This window comes from Variovorax palleresanus (genome assembly GCF_051144945.1).
Classification (GTDB): domain Bacteria; phylum Pseudomonadota; class Gammaproteobacteria; order Burkholderiales; family Burkholderiaceae_C; genus Variovorax; species Variovorax paradoxus_S.
In genome coordinates, this window is the sequence record NZ_JBJNVP010000002.1 from 1,317,044 (window position 1) to 1,335,887 (window position 18,844).

17 protein-coding genes and 3 pseudogenes are annotated in these 18,844 nt (G+C 62.7%); 12 read left to right on the plus strand and 8 right to left on the minus strand.

Going from position 1 to position 18,844, the window contains the following annotated elements:
• Window positions 1–31 precede the first annotated feature (31 nt).
• From ACJ7Z0_RS09910 to ACJ7Z0_RS09940, 7 genes and pseudogenes are all read left to right on the plus strand, one after another.
• On the plus strand, window positions 32–712 hold the full coding sequence (locus tag ACJ7Z0_RS09910; RefSeq protein ID WP_434789719.1) for an RraA family protein: 681 nt from the start codon (window positions 32–34) through the stop codon (window positions 710–712).
• Between the two features lie 39 nt (window positions 713–751).
• On the plus strand, window positions 752–1,732 hold the full coding sequence (locus tag ACJ7Z0_RS09915; protein ID WP_434789720.1) for a Bug family tripartite tricarboxylate transporter substrate binding protein: 981 nt from the start codon (window positions 752–754) through the stop codon (window positions 1,730–1,732).
• Window positions 1,733–1,762: 30 nt separating this feature from the next.
• Entirely contained in the window at window positions 1,763–2,416 is a 654-nt protein-coding gene (locus tag ACJ7Z0_RS09920) for a 4-carboxy-4-hydroxy-2-oxoadipate aldolase/oxaloacetate decarboxylase (protein WP_434789721.1), read from the plus strand.
• A 62-nt stretch (window positions 2,417–2,478) separates the two neighbouring features.
• Window positions 2,479–3,450 (plus strand): Bug family tripartite tricarboxylate transporter substrate binding protein, encoded by a 972-nt coding sequence (locus ACJ7Z0_RS09925; RefSeq protein ID WP_434789722.1) that lies wholly within the window; start codon window positions 2,479–2,481, stop codon window positions 3,448–3,450.
• A gap of 428 nt (window positions 3,451–3,878) precedes the next feature.
• Window positions 3,879–3,977 (plus strand): annotated as a pseudogene (locus ACJ7Z0_RS09930) (biotin carboxylase N-terminal domain-containing protein); the annotation flags it as partial.
• A gap of 202 nt (window positions 3,978–4,179) precedes the next feature.
• Entirely contained in the window at window positions 4,180–4,608 is a 429-nt protein-coding gene (locus ACJ7Z0_RS09935) for a DUF2147 domain-containing protein (RefSeq protein WP_434789723.1), read from the plus strand.
• A 38-nt stretch (window positions 4,609–4,646) separates the two neighbouring features.
• Window positions 4,647–5,528, plus strand: a complete 882-nt coding sequence (locus tag ACJ7Z0_RS09940) for a TorF family putative porin (protein ID WP_434789724.1) — start codon at window positions 4,647–4,649, stop codon at window positions 5,526–5,528.
• A 295-nt stretch (window positions 5,529–5,823) separates the two neighbouring features.
• Here ACJ7Z0_RS09940 and ACJ7Z0_RS09945 read toward each other — a convergent pair whose 3' ends face one another.
• From ACJ7Z0_RS09945 to ACJ7Z0_RS09955, 3 genes and pseudogenes are all read right to left on the minus strand, one after another.
• Complete coding sequence (locus ACJ7Z0_RS09945) at window positions 5,824–6,312, minus strand: hypothetical protein (protein ID WP_434789725.1); 489 nt, start codon at window positions 6,310–6,312, stop codon at window positions 5,824–5,826.
• A 58-nt stretch (window positions 6,313–6,370) separates the two neighbouring features.
• Window positions 6,371–6,613 (minus strand): annotated as a pseudogene (locus ACJ7Z0_RS09950) (transposase domain-containing protein); the annotation flags it as partial.
• 123 nt (window positions 6,614–6,736) lie between these two features.
• The gene (locus tag ACJ7Z0_RS09955) at window positions 6,737–7,090 is read right to left on the minus strand and encodes a tyrosine-type recombinase/integrase (RefSeq protein ID WP_434789726.1); all 354 of its coding nucleotides are present in this window, start codon (window positions 7,088–7,090) and stop codon (window positions 6,737–6,739) included.
• A gap of 9 nt (window positions 7,091–7,099) precedes the next feature.
• Between ACJ7Z0_RS09955 and ACJ7Z0_RS09960 the strand changes: the two genes are divergently transcribed.
• Entirely contained in the window at window positions 7,100–8,488 is a 1,389-nt protein-coding gene (locus ACJ7Z0_RS09960) for a recombinase family protein (RefSeq protein WP_434792640.1), read from the plus strand.
• Window positions 8,489–8,703: 215 nt separating this feature from the next.
• Here ACJ7Z0_RS09960 and tnpB read toward each other — a convergent pair whose 3' ends face one another.
• The 5 genes and pseudogenes from tnpB to ACJ7Z0_RS09985 all read right to left on the minus strand — a co-directional run bounded on the left by tnpB (window position 8,704) and on the right by ACJ7Z0_RS09985 (window position 12,056).
• Entirely contained in the window at window positions 8,704–8,943 is a 240-nt protein-coding gene (gene tnpB / locus ACJ7Z0_RS09965; protein WP_434789727.1) for an IS66 family insertion sequence element accessory protein TnpB, read from the minus strand.
• Window positions 8,940–9,338: an IS66-like element accessory protein TnpA gene (gene tnpA / locus ACJ7Z0_RS09970; protein ID WP_434789728.1), complete on the minus strand. Its 399-nt coding sequence runs from the start codon at window positions 9,336–9,338 to the stop codon at window positions 8,940–8,942. The genes tnpB and tnpA overlap by 4 nt, the downstream gene beginning before the upstream one ends.
• A 107-nt stretch (window positions 9,339–9,445) precedes the next feature.
• Window positions 9,446–9,796 (minus strand): annotated as a pseudogene (locus ACJ7Z0_RS09975) (IS110 family transposase); the annotation flags it as partial.
• Between the two features lie 386 nt (window positions 9,797–10,182).
• Window positions 10,183–11,307, minus strand: a complete 1,125-nt coding sequence (locus tag ACJ7Z0_RS09980; protein ID WP_434789729.1) for a sensor histidine kinase — start codon at window positions 11,305–11,307, stop codon at window positions 10,183–10,185.
• A gap of 59 nt (window positions 11,308–11,366) precedes the next feature.
• Window positions 11,367–12,056, minus strand: coding sequence for a response regulator (locus ACJ7Z0_RS09985; protein ID WP_434789730.1), 690 nt, complete (start codon window positions 12,054–12,056; stop codon window positions 11,367–11,369).
• Between the two features lie 98 nt (window positions 12,057–12,154).
• On the opposite strand from ACJ7Z0_RS09985, the gene ACJ7Z0_RS09990 reads away from it, so the two are divergent.
• From ACJ7Z0_RS09990 to ACJ7Z0_RS10005, 4 genes are read left to right on the plus strand one after another with little or no spacing between them, the layout of a single operon-like run.
• The gene (locus ACJ7Z0_RS09990; protein ID WP_434789731.1) at window positions 12,155–13,609 is read left to right on the plus strand and encodes an efflux transporter outer membrane subunit; all 1,455 of its coding nucleotides are present in this window, start codon (window positions 12,155–12,157) and stop codon (window positions 13,607–13,609) included.
• Window positions 13,610–13,631: 22 nt separating this feature from the next.
• Entirely contained in the window at window positions 13,632–14,453 is an 822-nt protein-coding gene (locus ACJ7Z0_RS09995; protein ID WP_434789732.1) for a MipA/OmpV family protein, read from the plus strand.
• A 28-nt stretch (window positions 14,454–14,481) separates the two neighbouring features.
• The gene (locus ACJ7Z0_RS10000) at window positions 14,482–15,591 is read left to right on the plus strand and encodes an efflux RND transporter periplasmic adaptor subunit (protein WP_434789733.1); all 1,110 of its coding nucleotides are present in this window, start codon (window positions 14,482–14,484) and stop codon (window positions 15,589–15,591) included.
• The gene (locus ACJ7Z0_RS10005) at window positions 15,588–18,662 is read left to right on the plus strand and encodes an efflux RND transporter permease subunit (RefSeq protein WP_434789734.1); all 3,075 of its coding nucleotides are present in this window, start codon (window positions 15,588–15,590) and stop codon (window positions 18,660–18,662) included. The genes ACJ7Z0_RS10000 and ACJ7Z0_RS10005 overlap by 4 nt, the downstream gene beginning before the upstream one ends.
• Window positions 18,663–18,844 lie beyond the last annotated feature (182 nt).

The window sequence follows — 18,844 nt, forward strand, 5'->3', positions numbered from 1 at the left end:
ACTTCTTCTGGAGACAACCTTGATTTCTGAAGTGAACGAGCCGTTGTGGCTCTCTCAAGCCCGCTCGCTCTCGAGCGCGGAGGTGTCTGACGCCCTCGACTTCTTCAATCTTCCTGGCAGCGCACTGGGCATTCGCCCGGTTGCAGGCCCGGCCAAGCTCTTCGGCCAGGCTTTCACGATCCGCTTTGCGCCGATCGATCGATTTCAGCCTGGAACAGTCGGGGATTTCATCGATCGTTTGTTGCCCGGCAGTGTCGTGGTGCTAGACAACGGCGGACGGCTCGATTGCACGGTCTGGGGCGGCATCCTGAGCCAGTTGGCCGCCCAGAAGCGGATCGGCGGAACTGTGATCAACGGCGTGTGCCGTGACACCGCCGAGGCGGACGAGGCCGGCTATCCCCTGTACGCGTGCGGCAAATTCATGCGCACTGGCAAGGACCGGGTTCAGGTCGAGGCTTACGAGCAGCCCGTGACCTTGGGCGACGTTCGCGTCTGCAATGGAGACCTCGTGATCGGCGATGCGGACGGGATCGTGGTGGTGCCACACCTGCGCATGCAGGAAGTGCTCACGAAGGCGCTGGAGACGCGCGTCATCGAGGCCCAGATTCTCGAGGCCGCACTGGCCGGCATGCCGTTGTCGGAATCGCGAAAGAAGTATGGCTACCACACGCTGCAGCGTTCACCCACGGCGCTGCAAGGTCAAGGCAGCTGACAGCAAAGCGCCACAGAGCTACCTCGTCGGAGACAAATCATGAAACCAGTTCCCAATCTGTTCCGTGCTGCAGCGTTCGGCCTCTTGGCGGTCGCAGTCGGAGGCGGAGCGTCCGCCGAGTCGGCGTATCCGTGTCAGGTCGTAAGGCTCGTCTCGCCGTATCCGCCCGGCGGCACAACCGACATCCTCGCGCGCCTGGTGGCGCCGGGCCTCGCGAAAGAGCTTGGCACCAACGTGATCGTGGACAACAAGGGCGGTGCCAGCAGCAACATCGGCACCGAGTTCGTGTCGGCCGCCGCGCCGGACGGCTGTACCTTGCTGCTGGGGAACAACACGGGGGTGGTCATCAATCGCAACCTCTACAAGCTTCGACTCGACCCCATCAAGTCGCTCGCACCGGTCGTGGAGGTCGCCTCTGTGCCGTTGGTGCTGTACGTCAACTCGGCCGAATCGGCGAGGACGCTTGACGAATTGGTCGCGGCCATCAAGGCCAAGCCCGGCAAGTACAGCTTCGCTTCCGGGGGCAGCGGCAGCCCGCAACACCTGATGGGCGAGATGCTGAAGCTCGAGATGAAGCTCGATATGACGCACATCCCCTATCGCGGGCAAGGACCTGCGCTGGCCGATGTGATCGCCGGGCAGGTGCCGGTCGCCTTCGAAACGACCACGGCCATCGCTTCGCAGCTCGGGTCGGGGCGCATCCGCGCGCTTGCAACCACTGGCAGCACACGTTCAAAGAATTTGCCTGATGTACCCACCATGAAGGAACTCGGCCACGCGAACTTCGTGGTCGAGAACTGGTATGGCGTCTTCGTTCCTGCGAAGACGCCCCCGGCACTTGTCGAGCGTCTTAACCGCGATCTGATCAAGGTACTCAAGAGTGCAAACGCGTCGAAGAGCCTGGCTGACATGGGTTCGCGGGACGTCACTGGGAGCGCCGAGCAGTTCGCCCAGTTCGTGAACAAGGAGCTTCCTTACTGGGAATCCATCGTGAAGCGCTCGGGCGCCAAGGTGGACTGAACCGTCGCTATCGCGCCTCGTCAATTTTTCATGTCGGAGATACCCGTGGCCACTTCTGATCAGATCACGCAACTTCGCGCCCTTGGCGCAGCCACCATTTATGAAGCGCAGGGCGCCAAGGGCGCATTGGACAGCGGCATGAAGCCGATCGATCCCACCGTGCGCCTTGCAGGACCCGCCCTGACCGTCGACTGCCGTCCAGCGGACAACCTGATGCTGCACTACGCGGTGCAGAAGGCGAAGCCCGGCGACGTGCTCGTGGTCGATGCCAAGGGCTTCATGGAGGCGGGCCCCTGGGGCGACGTGCTGACCATCCAGGCACAGAAGGTGGGCATTGCCGGACTGGTGATCGATGGCTGCGTGCGCGACGCCAACCTGATCATCGAGCTTGGCTTTCCCGTGTTCTGCCGCGGGCTGTCGATCAAGGGCACGGGCAAGAACCAGCCCGGCAAGGTCAACGTACCCATCACCATGGGCGGCGTGACGATCCAACCCGGCGACATCGTCGTGGGGGACCGCGACGGCCTGGTGGTCGTACCCGAGGCCGACGTCGAAGCCACCATCGCGAGCAGCCTGGCGCGAGAAGAAAAAGAAGCGGGGCAGCGCGAGGCCATCGAGCGCGGCGCGTTCACGGCCGACCTGCTCGGCCTGGCGGACACGCTGCGGCGCCTGGGCCTGACCTGAGCGCTGGCGCCGTGCCCGCGACGACCCCGGGGCGCGGTTCAGACACCCATGGAGACAACAAGATGACCAGAACTCTTCCTCGCAGGCACGTCGTTGCCGGCATTGCGCTGGCCGCATTGGCCACCACGGCTTTCGGGCAGGCCTATCCGAGCAAGCCGATCCGGCTCATCGTGCCCTGGCCGGCCGGCGGTGCCGCTGATTCAGTAGGGCGCGCGGTGGCCGAAGGGCTTCGCATGCAACTGGGCCAGAGCGTGATCGTCGACAACATCGGCGGGGCCGGAGGGAACATCGGCACCCAGCAGTTCATCCGCCAGCCGGCGGACGGCTACACGCTGCTGTTGGCCACCAGCTCGACCAACTCGGCCAATCCTTACCTCTACAAGAAGACCGGCTTCGATCCGATGAAGGACTTCGTGCCGGTGGCAGCGCTCGGCCTCATTCCCAGCGTGATGGTGGTCGCCGCAGGGTCGCCCCACAAGTCCCCGGCGGACATCGTCAAGGCCGCGAAGGCCGCGCCCGGCAAGCTCTCGTACGGTTCCGGCGGCGTGGGCAATTCGGCGCACCTGGCGGGCGAACTGTTCAAGTCGATCGCAAAGATCGACGTGATCCATGTGCCCTACAAGGGCAGCTCTCCCGCACTGACCGACGTGATGGCCGGCCAACTCGACTTCATGCTCGACACGGGCGCCTACGGGCAAATAAAGGGCGGAAAGATCCATGCGATTGCGGTGGCTTCGGACAAACGCCATCCCATGCTGCCTTTGGTCCCTACGTTCGACGAACTCGGCATCAAGGGAATGACCATGAACGCCTGGTATGGGCTTGCCTCTCCGGCCGGCACCCCGGCGGCCGTGGTCGACAAGGTGAATGGCGCGGTCCAGGCGGCCTTCAAGTCGGGCGAGCTCGGCAAGCGCCTGACGGACATCGGCGTCGAGTTACGGCCGGGCGATGCAGGCAGCTTCGCGACTTTCTGGAAGTCGGAACTCGACCGCTACGCGGGCCTGGTGAAGCTGACGGGGGCCACTCTGGACTGAGAAGTGACGCGCGCAAAACCTCCGCCTGTCGCATTGTTCGCCGACCCGCCAGCGCCCCGCAGACGCCGGTTCGGCGCTCCAGTCTGCTCGTCAGCCTCAAGGCGCCTCGCTTTGAATCTCTACTCGAGAACCGCCCCACTCCTCTGTTGACGTATGCACTACTCAAAAAACAACGCCCCACCATCCGATTCGCCAGACCTACTGCCGGTTGACCAGCCTCAGACCCAGGTGCCCGGAAGCAAGGTCTCGCCAACTTCGCATGCCTGCGAATGGGACGAATGGCGGCCCATCCGGGATGTGGGTGACCTGCCGCGAGACGCTACGCCAGCAGCTTTCAACAGGCTCGCCCGAATGACTGCATCCAACAAAAACTGACCTGAGGCGGTGAGATCCTCGCCGAGTGAGCAGGCAACTTCGAAGAAAACCAAATGAGTTCGCAATTGATTCGTTCCGTCCTCATCGCGAGCCGGTCCGAGATCGCCATTCGCGTCATGCGCGCGGCATCCGAGATGAACATGCGCACGGTCACTCGCGAAGCAGATTGCACCGGCGCTCGCGGAGTAGTTCGTCGAACAATTCGCCCGCGACACGTTCTCTTTGGTGACCGCGTACGAGGGTTTTCCGCTACCCCTAGCGGCCGATGAAGTCACTCCGTTGGCCGATATAGACCCATTCAAGTCAGAGCGCAGATCTTAGATTTCACCGCTACCTTATCTCCGAGTAACTGTGATGACCTCATTCACGCGTCTCCTTCGCACTGCAGTCTTGCTGGTGCTATTTGTTCGGCCCGCCTTGGCAGCTGGCCCTGACGACGCCAAGGGCCTGTGGTTGGCCGCGGAAAAGGATGCGGTCCTGGAGTTCAAGCCCTGTGCTGATACCCCGACGGCACTATGCGGACACATCGTGTGGGACAAGGATGCAGGCCAGCCCAATGACACCTGCGGTGTGCAGATTGCGCGGCTCGAACGCTACGAAAGCGAAGCTTGGCGCGATGGGTGGGTCTATGACCCTCGCGATGGAAAGAAATACAAGGGCGCGCTGCGAGTGAAGTCGGGAGAGCTGCACATTCGTGCGTTTCTCGGCGCCGAGATCCTGGGTCAGACCGAGCGGCTGCAACGCATCGCCGCTCCCCCAGAAACCCCCGTGTGCAAGCCCTGATCCCGTCACGTTCAACCCAACCAGCGAAAGGAACTCGCATGAACAATGGCCCCCTGGTCTTTCTGGTGTCCATCAGCGCGCTGCTCAGCAGCATCGCCGCTCCCGCCCGAGCCGACGAAATAGCGAGCTATTCCATCGAGACCGAGGTCAAAGTGGTCAGCGACCAACGCACCCGCGGCATTTCCGATTCGCTGAACCGGCCGGGAATGCAATTGGGCGTGCAGTTCGCACACGAAAGCGGCGTGATTGCGCTGGTGCAGTTGTCCACCATCAGCAACAAGTCATACACCGGCAGCGCGGGTTACGACGTGCTGCTGGCCACCGGCTGGCGTTTCGGCGATCCAGATGGCTGGCATTTCGGCGTGGGGCTTGCTACTGAGTTCTTTCCGGGCGCGAAGTTCGATGCGCCCTATGCCTTCGATTTGAATACAGGCGAGCCTGCCGACGTCCGAAGGACCAGGTACGACACGTCCTATGCTGTGCTCGAACTTGGATGGGGTGCGCTCGATGCGCGCATTCTGAACGTCCTGTCCAAGAACTTTCGAGGCGCCAGCACTGGCGGCGTCTGCGGGCAGATGCTGGCGTTGTCGGTCGATCCCGCCAGGGCCCTTGATTGCTATGCGCGCGGCGACCACAACTCGCGAGGCAGCTGGCTTGTCGACCTGGACTACAAGATCCCCTTGAGCGACAAGACCACGCTGAAGCTGCACGCAGGCACACAGCGCATCAAGAATTTCAGAGAGGCCAACTACAGCGACTATTCGATCGGCGTACTGCACAAGCAATGGGGCTTCGAATGGAGCGCCGAATACGTGATGCCGAAAACAAAAACGCGCGAGTTGTTCCAAGTGGTTGACGGCAACAGGATCCGCTCGGTAGATGGCCGTCGCCTGGTCTTGGCCGTCTCGCGAAAGTTCTGAGGCATTGATGAGTCTTGCCCAACGTCTGGTCCTTGCCATCGACCTCGGCACGTCCGGCTGCAAATGTGCCTTGGTCGCGCTGGACGGCGCTATGAGGTAGCTGTCACTCTTTTCTCAACGGATTCAGGCGGTTAGCTTTGCAGCATGACTGTCCGCAGAATCCCTTCTTCCCTCAAGTGGCTCCTTGACAAGAGATCCCGCCTTGAAGGCGAGCTATTGAAAGTAGAGAAAGAGGGCTGCGCCATGCAGCAGCTCTGTAATAGTCCGCTTGAGGCCGTTGTTGACGGCTAGGGGTTTAAGGCGTGATGTCGGTGACGTGTTGAAGTAGAGCGAACGCCACACGCCATGCGCGGCCATCACAATGAACCGTGGCTGTGCGCTGGTTGATCCGAACGATTTCTCCGACGTGGCGCTTGAGGCTTTGGTCGGAGAAGCTCACACGCTGGCCGACGCGGAAGTCCTGTTTGTGATGGATCTCCGGCGGTGGCCTCAATGGTGCGGCATGCGCCGGTGAGGGCGACTTGTCTGCCTGCTGCTCATCGACAGGCACGACGGCCGCGTACAGCACGCTGAAGCGCTGTTTGCTTTGCTCGTCGATCAGCGTGACCTGCCGGTCCTTCATCGCCGCGATGCGAGCCTCGCGCAGCTTGCCGGTCCCCCAGTCCCAGTACTTCACCAGTTGGCCCATGTGCAGCTGCGAGCGCGCCTGCACGATGCGCCTGGGGTCGGCCATGAGTTGCTCGATGACCCAGCTGAGCTGGTACAGCTCAGCGCTGGTGGCCATGGGGAGATCTTCGATCTGCTTGACACGCATGCTGGCGATTTTGCCAGCGGCGATGCGCTCAGGCCGCGAGCTTGTCGGTCGGCTGTGAGCTCGTCGGCGCCGCCTTGGCAAGCTCACTGGCGACCGCCCACGGCAGCAACTCGTCGATGCGGTTGCTCGGATGGTCGGCGATGCGCTCGAGCACGTGGCGCAAATAGGCCTGCGGATCGAGGCCAACGAGCTTGGCCGAGCCGATCAAGGTGTAAATCACCGCCGCGCTGTGCCCGCCGTTGTCGGAGCCGAGATGCAGGTAGTTCTTGCGGTTATGCGGAGCTTCACATAAGCGCAATAAGGCGAAGTGCGCTTTTATGCGAAGTGTTCCTCGGTCGCCTGTCTCCTTGCCCTCGACTGCGGGCGCGACGCGCAGCCGGGGTACTTCGCATAGTCACAGTGATCGTAGGAACTCCAGCAACGCCTTCGGCGGCCGGTATCGCGCCTGCTTGACACCGGGTTGCTTCAAGCGCGCGAGTGCACGCTCCTTCATGGCGAGGTCCGCCTCAACATACATATGCGTCGTTGACGGATTCTCGTGACCGAGCCACAGCGCGATCTCACAAGGGTCGGAGCCGGACTGTAGAAGGCTCATCGCGGTCGAGTGGCGCACGACGTGCGGCGATACCCGTATGGACTTCAGCCCAGGGTGCGTGGTCGCCGCTGCATCGACGGCCAGTGCCAGCCGCTGCGCCACGTTGGCGCGTGTCATCGTTCGACCGTCGCGCGTTGGTAGCCGGACGATCACATCGTCGTCATCGACAGTGATCAGGGCGAGTCGGGCGCGTCAGCGGCCTGGCGTGAAGGCTTCCAGCGTCTGGTCAGCGATGTGGGCCTGGGCAGAGCCGGCATCGTCATGGGGCTGGAGGTCTCCCGCTTGGCCAGGAACAATGCCGACTGGCATCGGCTGCTGGAGATCTGCGCGCTCGCCGACACGCTGATCCTCGACGAGGACGGCGTGTACGATCCCGCAAACTTCAATGATCGGCTGTTGCTGGGCCTCAAGGGAACGATGAGCGAGGCCGAGCTTCACGTGCTCAAGGCCAGATTGCGCGGGGGTATCCTCAACAAGGTTCGGCGAGGCGAGTATCGCTGCGTACTGCCCACCGGATTCGTCTACGACGGGGCCGGCAATGTGGTCCTCGACCCCGACTCTCAAATACGGGAGACGATCGCCTACTTCTTCGACACCTTCTCGCGCGTGGGCTCAGCATGCCAGACGGTGAAGGTATTCCGAGACGAGGGCCTGCGCTTCCCATCTCGACTGCGCAATCGCGACGTCGTGGTCTTCCGACCTCTGACCGCGTCCACGGCAATCCGCACGCTGCACAACCCGCGCTACGCTGGCGCGTACGCATATGGTCGACGACGCTATCGCCGCGCTGCCGACGGCATGAAGGTGCAGCAAGCCCGCGACTGCAACGACTGGCTTGCGTGTATCCCGGATGCTCACCCCGGCTACATCACTTGGGAACGATTCCAAGAGAACCTCAAACTCCTTGAGGCAAACGGTCGTGCGTACGAGATGGCGCGCGCCTCGCCGCCGAGAGAAGGTGCAGCGCTCCTGCAGGGGCGCGTGGTCTGCGGCCGGTGCGGTCAACACATGCGCGTGCGGTATGCCGCAAGGCGCGGAGGGTTGGAGGCATGGTACGTCTGCGACCGCGCCCATGGCAAGAGCGCCGCGCCCAATTGCCAGTCAATTGCGGGAGGGCCCATCGACGCCGCGATCGCAGCGGTGGTCGTCGAGGAGATGACACCGGCGGCGGTCGAGTTGGCGCTCGAGATCCGGTCAGAGATTGAATCTCGACAGGAGGAGGCCGACCAATTGCGGCGTCGCGCGATCGAGAGGGCCCAGGTCGACGCGGATCTTGCACAGCGTCGCTTCATGCTGGTCGATCCTGGCAACCGTCTCGTCGCTGACACGCTCGAATCCGAGTGGAACGACAAGCTGAGAACGTTGGCCCGGGCGCGAGAGGACCGCGAGCGAGGAAGGCAGGAAGACGAGCGCCTCCTTGGCGAGACGGTTCGCGAAAGACTCCTCACGATGACGACGGACTTCCAGCGACTGCCTTGCGCGTTGCCTATCTCGCCCGCAGCTACGGCCTGCGCTCGCGCTACGATCGACTTCGAGACCGGGGCATGCTAACCAAGGCAGAGGCGGCGACACGCTTGAACATCCACGAGTGCACGCTCGTGCGCTGGGCGACGAACGGGCTCATCGCAAGGCACGCCTATAACGCCCACGCCTACTTGTACGAGGACCCAGGAGCGACCCCGCCGAGCAAGCATTGCAGTCGATGGGATCGGCTCGTTGATCGGACGGTGGCCATCAAGAAAACGGGGGCGTCAATGCCCTCGCCTTCATCGGGAAGAGGTGCAGTATGAAGATAGTTGGTTGGCCAGCAGGCACATCCCATCGCCGTCACTCCACAGCAGCTTGACCAGATCGCCGCGCCGCCCGCGGAAGACGAAGACGTGGCCGGAGTACGGGTCCTCGGTGAGCGCCGTCTGCACCTTCGTCGCCAGCGTGTCCATGCCGCAGCGCATGTCCGTCACGCCAGCGGCCAACCAGACGCGGGTGCCCGCGCGCGGGCCGATCATGCACTCTGGCGCAGCGCACGCAGGACGCTGCACAGACTGTCTTCGTCGATAGCGCCACGCAGTCGCAGTTGCGCGCCGGCGAACTCCAGCTCGATGACGCCGGTCCGCAGTGTCGGTCTCGATGACGATGGGGCAGGCGCAGCGGAAGTCGGAATGGACATGACCTCGCTCGCCGGTGCTACCTCTATCGGCAACAGCACCGCCGGCGGCGCGTCGCCTGCGGCTCGAACATGCTCCCTGCGCCACTTGAACAGCATGTTGGCGTTGATGCCACTGCGCAGCGTGATCGCCGATACGGACGCGCCTGGCTCCAGGCTTTGTCGCACCAGCTCTTGCTTGAACGACCGGTCGTGATTTCGCCGGCTCGCCTTCGCTGAGTCTTGCGCAATCTTCATGGTGTGCACCATCTCCTTTAGCGCACACCTCCATGCGGGTCTGCGATTCGGGTCAGATGCTTCCCGCAGCCTGCGCATCAGGCAAGGGCGGCCTTCGTCGGACTATTACGTTGCGCCAGCGTCTTCACGCCAACGAATTTGGTGCCCGGCTGCTGGATCGCCAGCCAGATGGCGCGTGCGTCTGTAGCGTCGGTCTTGTTGCCGTTCACGAATGGGCGCACGGCTTTGGCATGAATCAGCCGCACGGCATGGCCCTGCGCCGTCAACTCACGGGCCCAGTGGTGCGCTCCGCCGCAGGCTTCGATGCCGATCAGGCAAGGTGCATGGTTGGCGAAGTGCCCTAAAACCTTGGAGCGCTTGAGCTGCACGTTGACGATCTCGCCAGTGCCCATGTCCACGGTGTGAAGCTGGAACACATTCTTGGCAATGTCCATCCCAATGACCTGCAGGCCACCCATCCAGCCGATGGTTTGCCCCGCGCTTTGTGTAGTACTACGATGCATGACGGATCCTCGCTGGTGTTTGTGAAGACCTTGGTCTATCACGCCACGGGCACTTTGATGCCGTATCCAGTCGAGGGTCCAGCTTGTCCAGAAGACAAGCCACATTCCCACAACGGTCACGCTGTTCATCTCTGTACTCCCGCGGCATTTGTGCTGCCCGCAGGCAGGGAGGCATCCATTACATCTCCTGGTAGTCCAAGTTTTCGTCCGCACCCCTAGGGTCAGAGATCGGCGGAATCAAACACCAAGATTGGACTAGTGGGATGGACGCCCCCTTGTACAAAAAGGGGGGCGTCCATCCCATTAGTCCACGCGTGGCTCGAAATGAATCTATCTTGTGCTCAACCAGACAGGGGAAGATGGACGTGAGCACAAAGTCCGCCACCCGTCCTGTTGACCAATTCCAAGAGCCCGCCATGAGCCTGACAGATCGCGGCGGCAATCGATAGCCCCAGTCCGCTACCGCCCAAGTGGCGGTCACGCGAGTGCTCGGCTCTCCAGAAGCGCTCGGTCATTCTCGGCAGTGCATCTGGGTCGACCCCTGGGCCGCGATCGCACACGGAAATGAGCAGCTCGGAATTCGATGGAATCACATCGATAGATAGGTGCTTTCCAGAGCCCGCGTATCTGATTGCGTTGTCGATGAGGATGAGCAGGACTTGACCGATGCGGTCGCGGTCGCCGGTCACCCTTGCATTCCTTGAAATGGACACCCGAGGGACCAACCCGACTTCGTTCAAGCGCGGCGCTGCCCACGCCAATCGCTCCTGAACAAGATCGTCAAGCAGGAACTCTTCTCGCTCCAGCGAGAGCTGACCCGCGCGAGCAAGCGAGAGAAGATGGAGGTCGCCGACCAGGAAGTTGAGCTGCTCGAGTTGGCGATACACCATGCTCAACTGAGTCTCATCGCATGAAAATACCTGATCGAGCATGCCTTGAACCCGGCCCATCGCAGCGTTCAGCGGGGTACGCAATTCATGCGCAACCATGGCGCTCGATTCCCTGACCTCTCTCTCGTACTGCTGCAGCTTGGCGGTCATGCCATTGAAGTCCACCGCGAGACCGATCAGCTCGTCCGGGGCGCCGGCAACCACGCTGGCTCGCGCCGAGAAGTCACCCTCGCTCACGAGTCGAGCAGCATCTGCGACGTTGGTGAACTGCCTGGACAGCGGACGCGAGGCATACAGTCCGCATAACACGATGACAGGGATCGCACAGCTCACCATCCCCGCGAGCAACCACCAGTCACGGCTCGCAACGCCAGGAAGAAAGTCAACCACGTCATAATGCTGCTCGAACAGCTGCCACAACCGCGATGCGTTGCTGTGCGGATCGGCCCGCAGTTGCTGCATTTCCTGTCTCGCATCCGGCGGCAACCGACTGAGCACCCTGGCATCTGAAATGGCGAAGCGCAGCCACATTGCAAGAGCAATCGCAATGACCGTAATCACGGCCAGCATGCTCATGCGAAATCCCACCCATCGCCAGAGCGGGGTGTGTCGGGAATCCGCGGAAAAAAGCCTCCTCATTGGAAGCGGTAGCCCACTGCACGTACCGTCACCAGCACGCCCGTGATTCCATGCAATTCCAGCTTGCGACGCAGGTTGTGGATATGGGCATCGACAACGCGTTCCAAGGCGTCGCTCTCGGGCAGGCATGCTTCCAACAATTCGCTTCGAGTAAACGCCTTGAACGGCGTCCTAAGCAATGAGGCCAGCAGGTTGAACTCGGTGGGGGTGAGGTCTAGCGGAATTCGCTGGCCCTCGGCATCGTCGACTGATGCGACAAAGGCACCGGTGTCTACCGTGAGGCGACCATGCTTCAGTGGCCCCCCTGAAGACTTGGTTGAGTTGACGCGGCGCAGTACGGCATACACGCGCGCGACCACCTCTTTCGGACTGTATGGCTTGACGATGTAGTCGTCTGCCCCGTAGCGCAAGGCGCCGAGCTTTTCCGGCTCGTCGCCGATGGCGGTCACCATGATCACCGGGGTGTCGCCGGCGCGCCGGATCGCAGACAGCACCTCGGTGCCACCGAGCTTGGGCAGCATGACATCCAGCAGCACCAGATCCGGCTTCCACTGCGCATGCAAGGTCACTGCCTGAGCGCCGTCGCTGGCCACGGCGACCACAAATCCATCTCTCTTCAGATAGGCCTCGAGGATGCTGGCACTGTCGGCATCGTCCTCGACCACCAGCACTCTTTTTTCATTCATGGTCTGCGCGTCTTAATGAAATCTTGAAATTTCCCGAAAGCAACCTTGAACTTGGAGCAAGACACTCTCAGTCGAAATTGACCTTCCCGACTGACACCATGATTCTATTGCCCGCAGGTCTCAGATCCAGTTGCCTTCCGTTGGCACTGGCCGTCGCCACCCTGCTGATGGGCGGCTGTTCATTGACTCCCGACTACCAGCGCCCCGCAGCAGAGCTCCCTCCGACCCTGGGGGCTCACCATACCGAGCAGGAGAGCGCTCGAACGGCGGCACCGGCTGAGCTTTCCGAGCAGGAACGAGCGTTCCTTCGAGCGTTCTCGCCCGCAAGGGATCTCGCACCGATGGTGGCTCGCGCCCTGGCGCATAACGCCGACTTCCGTCTGGCAGCGCTGAAGGTCGAGCAGGCACGTGCGCAGTATCGCGTCGAGGAATCGGCACGCCTGCCTCAGGTTGGCCTCAATGCTCAACGCACACGGCAGCGCTTCGACAGCGCCACGCTGCAGGCCCGCTACGGCCAAGACCTGGTGTACGGCAGCGTGGGCATCAGCGACTTCGAAATCGACTTCTTCGGCAAGATGAAAGCATTGTCGGAGTCGGCGCGGCAACGATACCTGGCCTCCACGCATGGGCAGCAGGCAGCGCGAGGTGCGTTGATTGCAGAGGTGCTTCGCGCTTACAGCCTGAAGCTTGCTGCCGCTCAGGCACGTGTGCAGATGGAGGCCATCGATGCCGACAGCGCAGCTTTGCTGGCCATCGCTGTGCGCCAGCACGAAGTGGGGCTGAGCTCGGTCGACGAACTCAACAATCAACGGCGCCAGGCTGATCAGGCACATGTGCGTACGCTACAGGCCGCCGACGATGACAGTGCGGCGATGCGCGCCTTGCAATTGCTCACTGGCTACGATCTCGCCACAGCCGAGGGCGATCTCGATGGCTTGCGCGCGTCCGACATATCCGTGGCGGCGCTGCGCAGTCTGGACTCTCAGGTGCTGTTGCAGCGGCCCGACATTCGGCAAGCCGAGGCCGAACTGCGCGCTGGCGACGCAGACATCGGCGCCGCGCGGGCAGCTTTTTTCCCCTCCATACGCCTCAGCACCTCATTGGGAACGGCGAGCGACAGGCTGAACGGTCTCTTCGAGGCCGGCAGTCGGATGTGGAGCTTCACGCCACAGCTGGTGCTGCCCATCCTCGACCATGGCCGCAACAGCGCCAATTTGACCCTGGCCGAGGTGCGCAAGCAGGCCAGCGTCGCCGACTACGAGAAGGCAATCCAGTCTGCGTTTCGCGAAGTCGCCGACGCGCTCGATGCGCGCGCCACCCTGTCCGTTAGCGAGTCGAGATCGCGCGAGCAAGCCGACCGCGAACGCTTGCGAATCAAGCGCATGGCCGCACGCACCGCACAGGGCCTGCAGGATCGAAACACGCTCCTGATTGAGCAGGTCCGGGCGACCCAGTCCGAACTCGACCACGTGGGCATCGCTCGCGACCTGGTGCTGAACCGCATCGCACTGTTCCGTGCGTTCTATGGCGTGCAACTGCCGTCCTCCCTTTGAACTGACCTCCTTGGAAATTCACATGAAAAAACACATGCTTCGCCGCGCTCCCAACTTGCTGGGACCGCTGGTCATTGCGCTGGTCCCCTTGGCTGCGCGTGCCGAGGAAACCCAGACCTGGAGTGACCGCTTGCTGGGCGACAAGACCCAAGTCAGCGTTGGCGCCGCGACGATCGTGGCGCCGCGCTACCTTGGCTCCGACAGCTACCGCGTGCAGTTGCTCCCGGTGTTTGCCATCGAGCGCGGCATCTTCTTTGCCGATACCAGCCGTGGCGCCGGTGTTCAGTTCCAGACCGACAGCGGCTTCTATGCATCGCAATCGGTCTACTACGACTTCGGCCGTCTCCAGCGCAACAGCGTGTTGCGCCCGGGCTCCACAAGGCTGGCAGGCATGGGCGATGTGCCGGGCTCGGTGACCACCCGGACATTGCTCATGCAGCAGATCACGCCCAGTTTCTCGGTCAACGCCGAAGCCGAGTTTTCCCTGAAGGACGGAGCTCGCCGCAACCACTATCGCCTTGGCGCCGAGTACAACCTTCTGAAGAACTCCACCGACACCGTTGCGCTCGATGTAGACGTGCATGCCGGCGACCGACGCTACAACCAGGCCTACTTCGGTGTCACCGACGCGCAGAGTGCGCGCACGCCTTTCAGCGCGTTCAAGGCCGGTTCGGGAATGTACGCGTACTCCATCGGTGCCAGCTGGAGTCACACGTTGAGTCCCCACTGGACGACCACGCTGCACGTCGCGGTCATGCAGTACGTCGACAACGCCAAGGCCAGCCCGCTCGTTGCAAAACGGACCTCCGTCACCGGCGATGCTGCAGTGACCTACACCTTCTGACGAGCGCTCGATGAGGGAGGGGCATACCGTGAAATTTTTTTCTCATTCTTCCGTTCGGCTGTGCGGATTGATCGCCATCCTGGTGTTGGCCGGTTGCGGCGGAAATGTCGCGTCTGTCGCTGCGCCACCTCGTGCCGTCAAACTGGAAACGGTCGGGATGAGCGCGCTGGCCGAAACACGGTTTGCGGCCGTCGTTCGTCAGGAGCAACGTGCCGACCTCGCCTTCGAGGGGGGCGGACGCATCGCCGCGATCGGCGTCGACGTCGGTGATCGGGTGCGCAAGGGGCAGGTCCTCGCACGCCTGGATCCGGAGCCGGCTCGCCTGAGGATGCAGCAAGCCGACGCCAATGCCAGTTCCACCATGGCGGAGTTCGAGGAGCGCAAGACCCAACTGCGCCAGCAGCAGGCCATGTTCGACGACGGGGCAATCTCTTCGGCGACGTTGACCACCAGCCGGGTTGCCTTCGAGGCAGCGCAGTCCAGGTCCCGTGTTGCGGATTCGGACCGGGATCTGGCCAGGCGTGCCCTTCGCCAGGTCGATATCCGCGCTCCCTTCGACGGCAGCGTGGTCGCACGTTTGCTCCAGCCACAGACGGACGCCGGGGCAGGACAGGCCGTGCTCCAGCTCGAAGGACAAGGTCATGCGCAGGTGGTTGCCCTGCTGCCGGCCAATGTTGCATCCACCCTGGCTGCTGGTGCGTCAGCGACGGGCTACCGCAGCAACGCGCCAGACAAGCCGCTCGCATTGCAGCTTCGCAGCGTATCGACGCGGTTGGAGGGCGCCGCGACTGTGCAGGCGATCTTCGATTTGCCAGCGCAGGAGGAGGCTCTGCGCAGCGGCGAGAGCTTGCTGCTTGCATTGCCCGCCGCTCCGACCGAGTTGACTGTCCCGCTGACGGCGGTTGTCCCGACGTCGGAAAAGGACGCCGCGGTGGTCTTTGTCTACGAACCACAAATTGGTCATGTGCAGCGCCGCGCCGTCGTCTCGGGCTCCATCGAGGGTGCCCGCATGCATGTACGCCAGGGGCTGGCGCCTGGAGAAAAGGTCGTCAGCGCTGGCGCCTCGTTCCTCACCAACGGTCAGGCGGTCACGGTCTTCCGCCCGGAAACCCGTCTTAGCGGAGGTACCGCACAATGAATTTCACACGCGCGGCTCTTTCCTCCAGCCGGCTGACACTGTTCGCTGCGCTGTTCATCCTCGTCGCCGGCATCGTTGCCTTTCTCGGCTTCCCCTCGCAGGAAGAGCCATCGGTCACGGTGCGCGATGCGCTTGTCTCGGTGGCATTTCCCGGCATGCCCAGCGAGCAAGTCGAGAACCTGCTGGCTCGCCCCACAGAGGAGCGCCTGCGCGAGATCGCCGGTCTCAAAAAGATCGTGACGACGGTGCGACCGGGCAGCGCGATCATTCAGCTGACCGCCTACGACGACGTCAAGGAGCTCGGCGCATTGTGGCAGCGCGTACGTGCAAAGAGCGCCGAGGTCGGCGCCACGTTGCCGGCCGGGACGCTGGGCCCCTTCGTCGATGACGATTTCGGCCGCGTCTCCGTCGCCTCGATCGCCATCGTCGCGCCGAGTTTCAGCATGAGCGAAATGCGCGGCCCACTGCGGAGGATGCGCGAGCAGCTCTACACCTTGCCTGGTGTGGAGCAGGTGACCACGTACGGATTGCAGGAGGAGCGCGTCTATGCGACGTTCGATCGCGCCCGCCTGCTCGAGGCCGGCCTGACCCCGGCCAGCGTGGTCGAACAGTTGCGCGCCCAGAACATTGTCACGCCCGGCGGTCAAGTCTCTGCATCCGGGTTGACGATGACCGTCACCACCTCTGGCGAGGTGCGCACGGTCGACGAGCTGCGTCAGTTCCTCGTGACGGTGCCCGGGGCCTCGGGCACACGAGAGACGCCACTTTCCCAGCTCGCACAGATCCAGGTGATGCCGGCCGACCCGCCCGAGAGCGCTGCGATCTACCAAGGACAGACCGCGGTCGTGGTCTCGGTATCGATGGCCCCCGGAAGAAACATCGCTGAGTTCGGCCAGGCATTGCGCCACAAACTTGACGAGACTGCTGCCCTGTTGCCGGCGGGCTTCGAGCAACACATCGTGACCTTCCAAGCCGATGTGGTCGAGCGGGAAATGGGCAAGATGCACCACGTCATGGGGGAGACGGTGGTCATCGTCATGGCGGTGGTCATGCTGTTCCTCGGCTGGCGCACCGGCCTGATCGTGGGCGCGATCGTGCCCCTGACCATCCTGGGCGCACTGATCGTGATGCGCGCCCTCGGTGTGGAACTGCAAACCGTCTCCATTGCAGCGATCATCCTCGCGCTCGGCCTGCTGGTCGACAACGGGATCGTCATCGCCGAGGACATCGAGCGCCGGCTCGGCATTGGCGAAGACCGCCGTGCCGCCTGCATCGACGCCGGGCGCACGCTGGCATTGCCGCTGTTGACGTCCTCGCTGGTGATCGTTCTGGCGTTCTCCCCCTTCTTCCTTGGTCAGACCAGTACCAACGAGTACCTGCGTTCGCTGGCCATCGTGCTGGCGATCACGTTGCTGGGATCCTGGCTGCTCAGCATCACGGTCACACCATTGCTTTGCCTGCATTTCGCGCGTGCCCATGCATCCCCGACCGAGGGAGAAGGGCACTACGAATCAGCGTTTTACAGGGGCTATCGCAAGATCATCGAAAGTCTTCTGCGGCACAAGCTGATATTCGTAGGAACGATGGTGCTGTTGCTGGCGGGAGCGATCACGGTCATCGCGTCCATTCCCTACGACTTCCTGCCGAAATCAGATCGACTGCAATTCCAGATGCCAGTCACTCTGCAGCCGGGCAGCGACTCCCGGCAGACGCTGCAGACGGTCCAATCGATCAGCCGATGGCTCGCTGACGAAAAGGCGAATCCGGAGGTGGTTGACAGCATTGGCTACGTCGCCGACGGCGGACCGCGCATCGTGCTTGGCCTCAATCCGCCGCTGCCAGCGGCAAACATCGCCTATTTCACGGTCAGCGTCCGCGCGGGCACCGACATCGATGACGTCATCGCGCGCGCGCGCCAGTACACCCGTGCCCACTATCCTGAAGTGCGAGCCGAGCCTAAGCGCTTCTCGATGGGATCGACCGAGGCGGGGGTAGCGATCTATCGCGTTGTCGGTCCTGACGAGGCCGTGTTGCGTGCCGCCGCCGAAAAGATCGCACAAGCCCTGCGCGCCCTGCCAGGGACGGAGGATGTCTACGACGACTGGGATGCGCGGATTCCGCGCTACGTGGTGCACATCGACCAGTTGAAGGCGCGCCGTGCCGGCGTCACCAGCCAGGACATCGCACAGGCGCTGCAGATGCGCTACAGCGGCGCAGATGCATCAGTGATTCGCGACGACGGGGTCAATGTCCCGGTCGTTCTGCGCGGCGATGCAGGCGAGCGCGCCGCCAACAGCAATCCGGGAGACACCGTTGTGTACCCTCAGGGCCGCGGAACATCAGTGTCACTGACGGCCATCGCGACGATTCAAAGCAACACCGAGCCATCCACGATCATGCGGCGCAATCTGAGTCGTGCGATCACCGTGACGGGTCACAATCCCGCTCTCACCGCCACCCAGATCGTCGATCGACTTTCCGGTCAGGTGGCAGCGCTGAAATTGCCGCCAGGCTACCGGATCGAACTGGGGGGCGAGATCGAGGACTCTGAGCAAGCGAACCAGGCGTTGTTGCAGTACTTCCCGCATGCGCTGGGTGCGATCCTGCTGTTGTTCATCTGGCAGTTCAACTCGTTTCGCAAGCTCTTCATCGTGATGGCGAGTGTGCCGTTCGTCCTGATCGGTGCGGCGTTGGCGTTGCTGATCACCGGGTACCCGTTCGGGTTCATGGCCACGTTCGGTCTCCTCGCGTTGGCCGGAATCATCGTCAACAACGCAGTGCTGCTGCTTGAGCGCATTGAAGAAGAGTTGCGCGAAGGATTGGAGCGCCGAGAGGCGGTTGTCGCTGCAGCTGTGAAGCGACTGCGCCCGATCGTGATGACCAAACTCACTTGCATTGTTGGATTGGTCCCGCTGATGCTGTTTGCCGGGCCGCTGTGGACCGGCATGGCCATTACCATGATCGGTGGCTTGGCGCTCGGTACCCTTGTGACTCTGGGCCTCATTCCGGTGCTCTACGACTTGCTGTTCTCGTCTCGCATGCAAGCACGCGAGATGTTGGCTCGCCCATGAGGCGCATCCGGCGGCGTGGCCCAAGAGCGACGGACAACGATCGAGGCCCACGGTGCGTTTCTTCAGGCGACTGCTGAACGAGCGTGGCGCTTTCACGGCATGCCTCGGGCTGGTTGCGCTATGGCTGTGGTTGTGGTTTTGTCGGTGATGCTCCAGGCGATAGCAGAAGCGCCAGTCAGGAA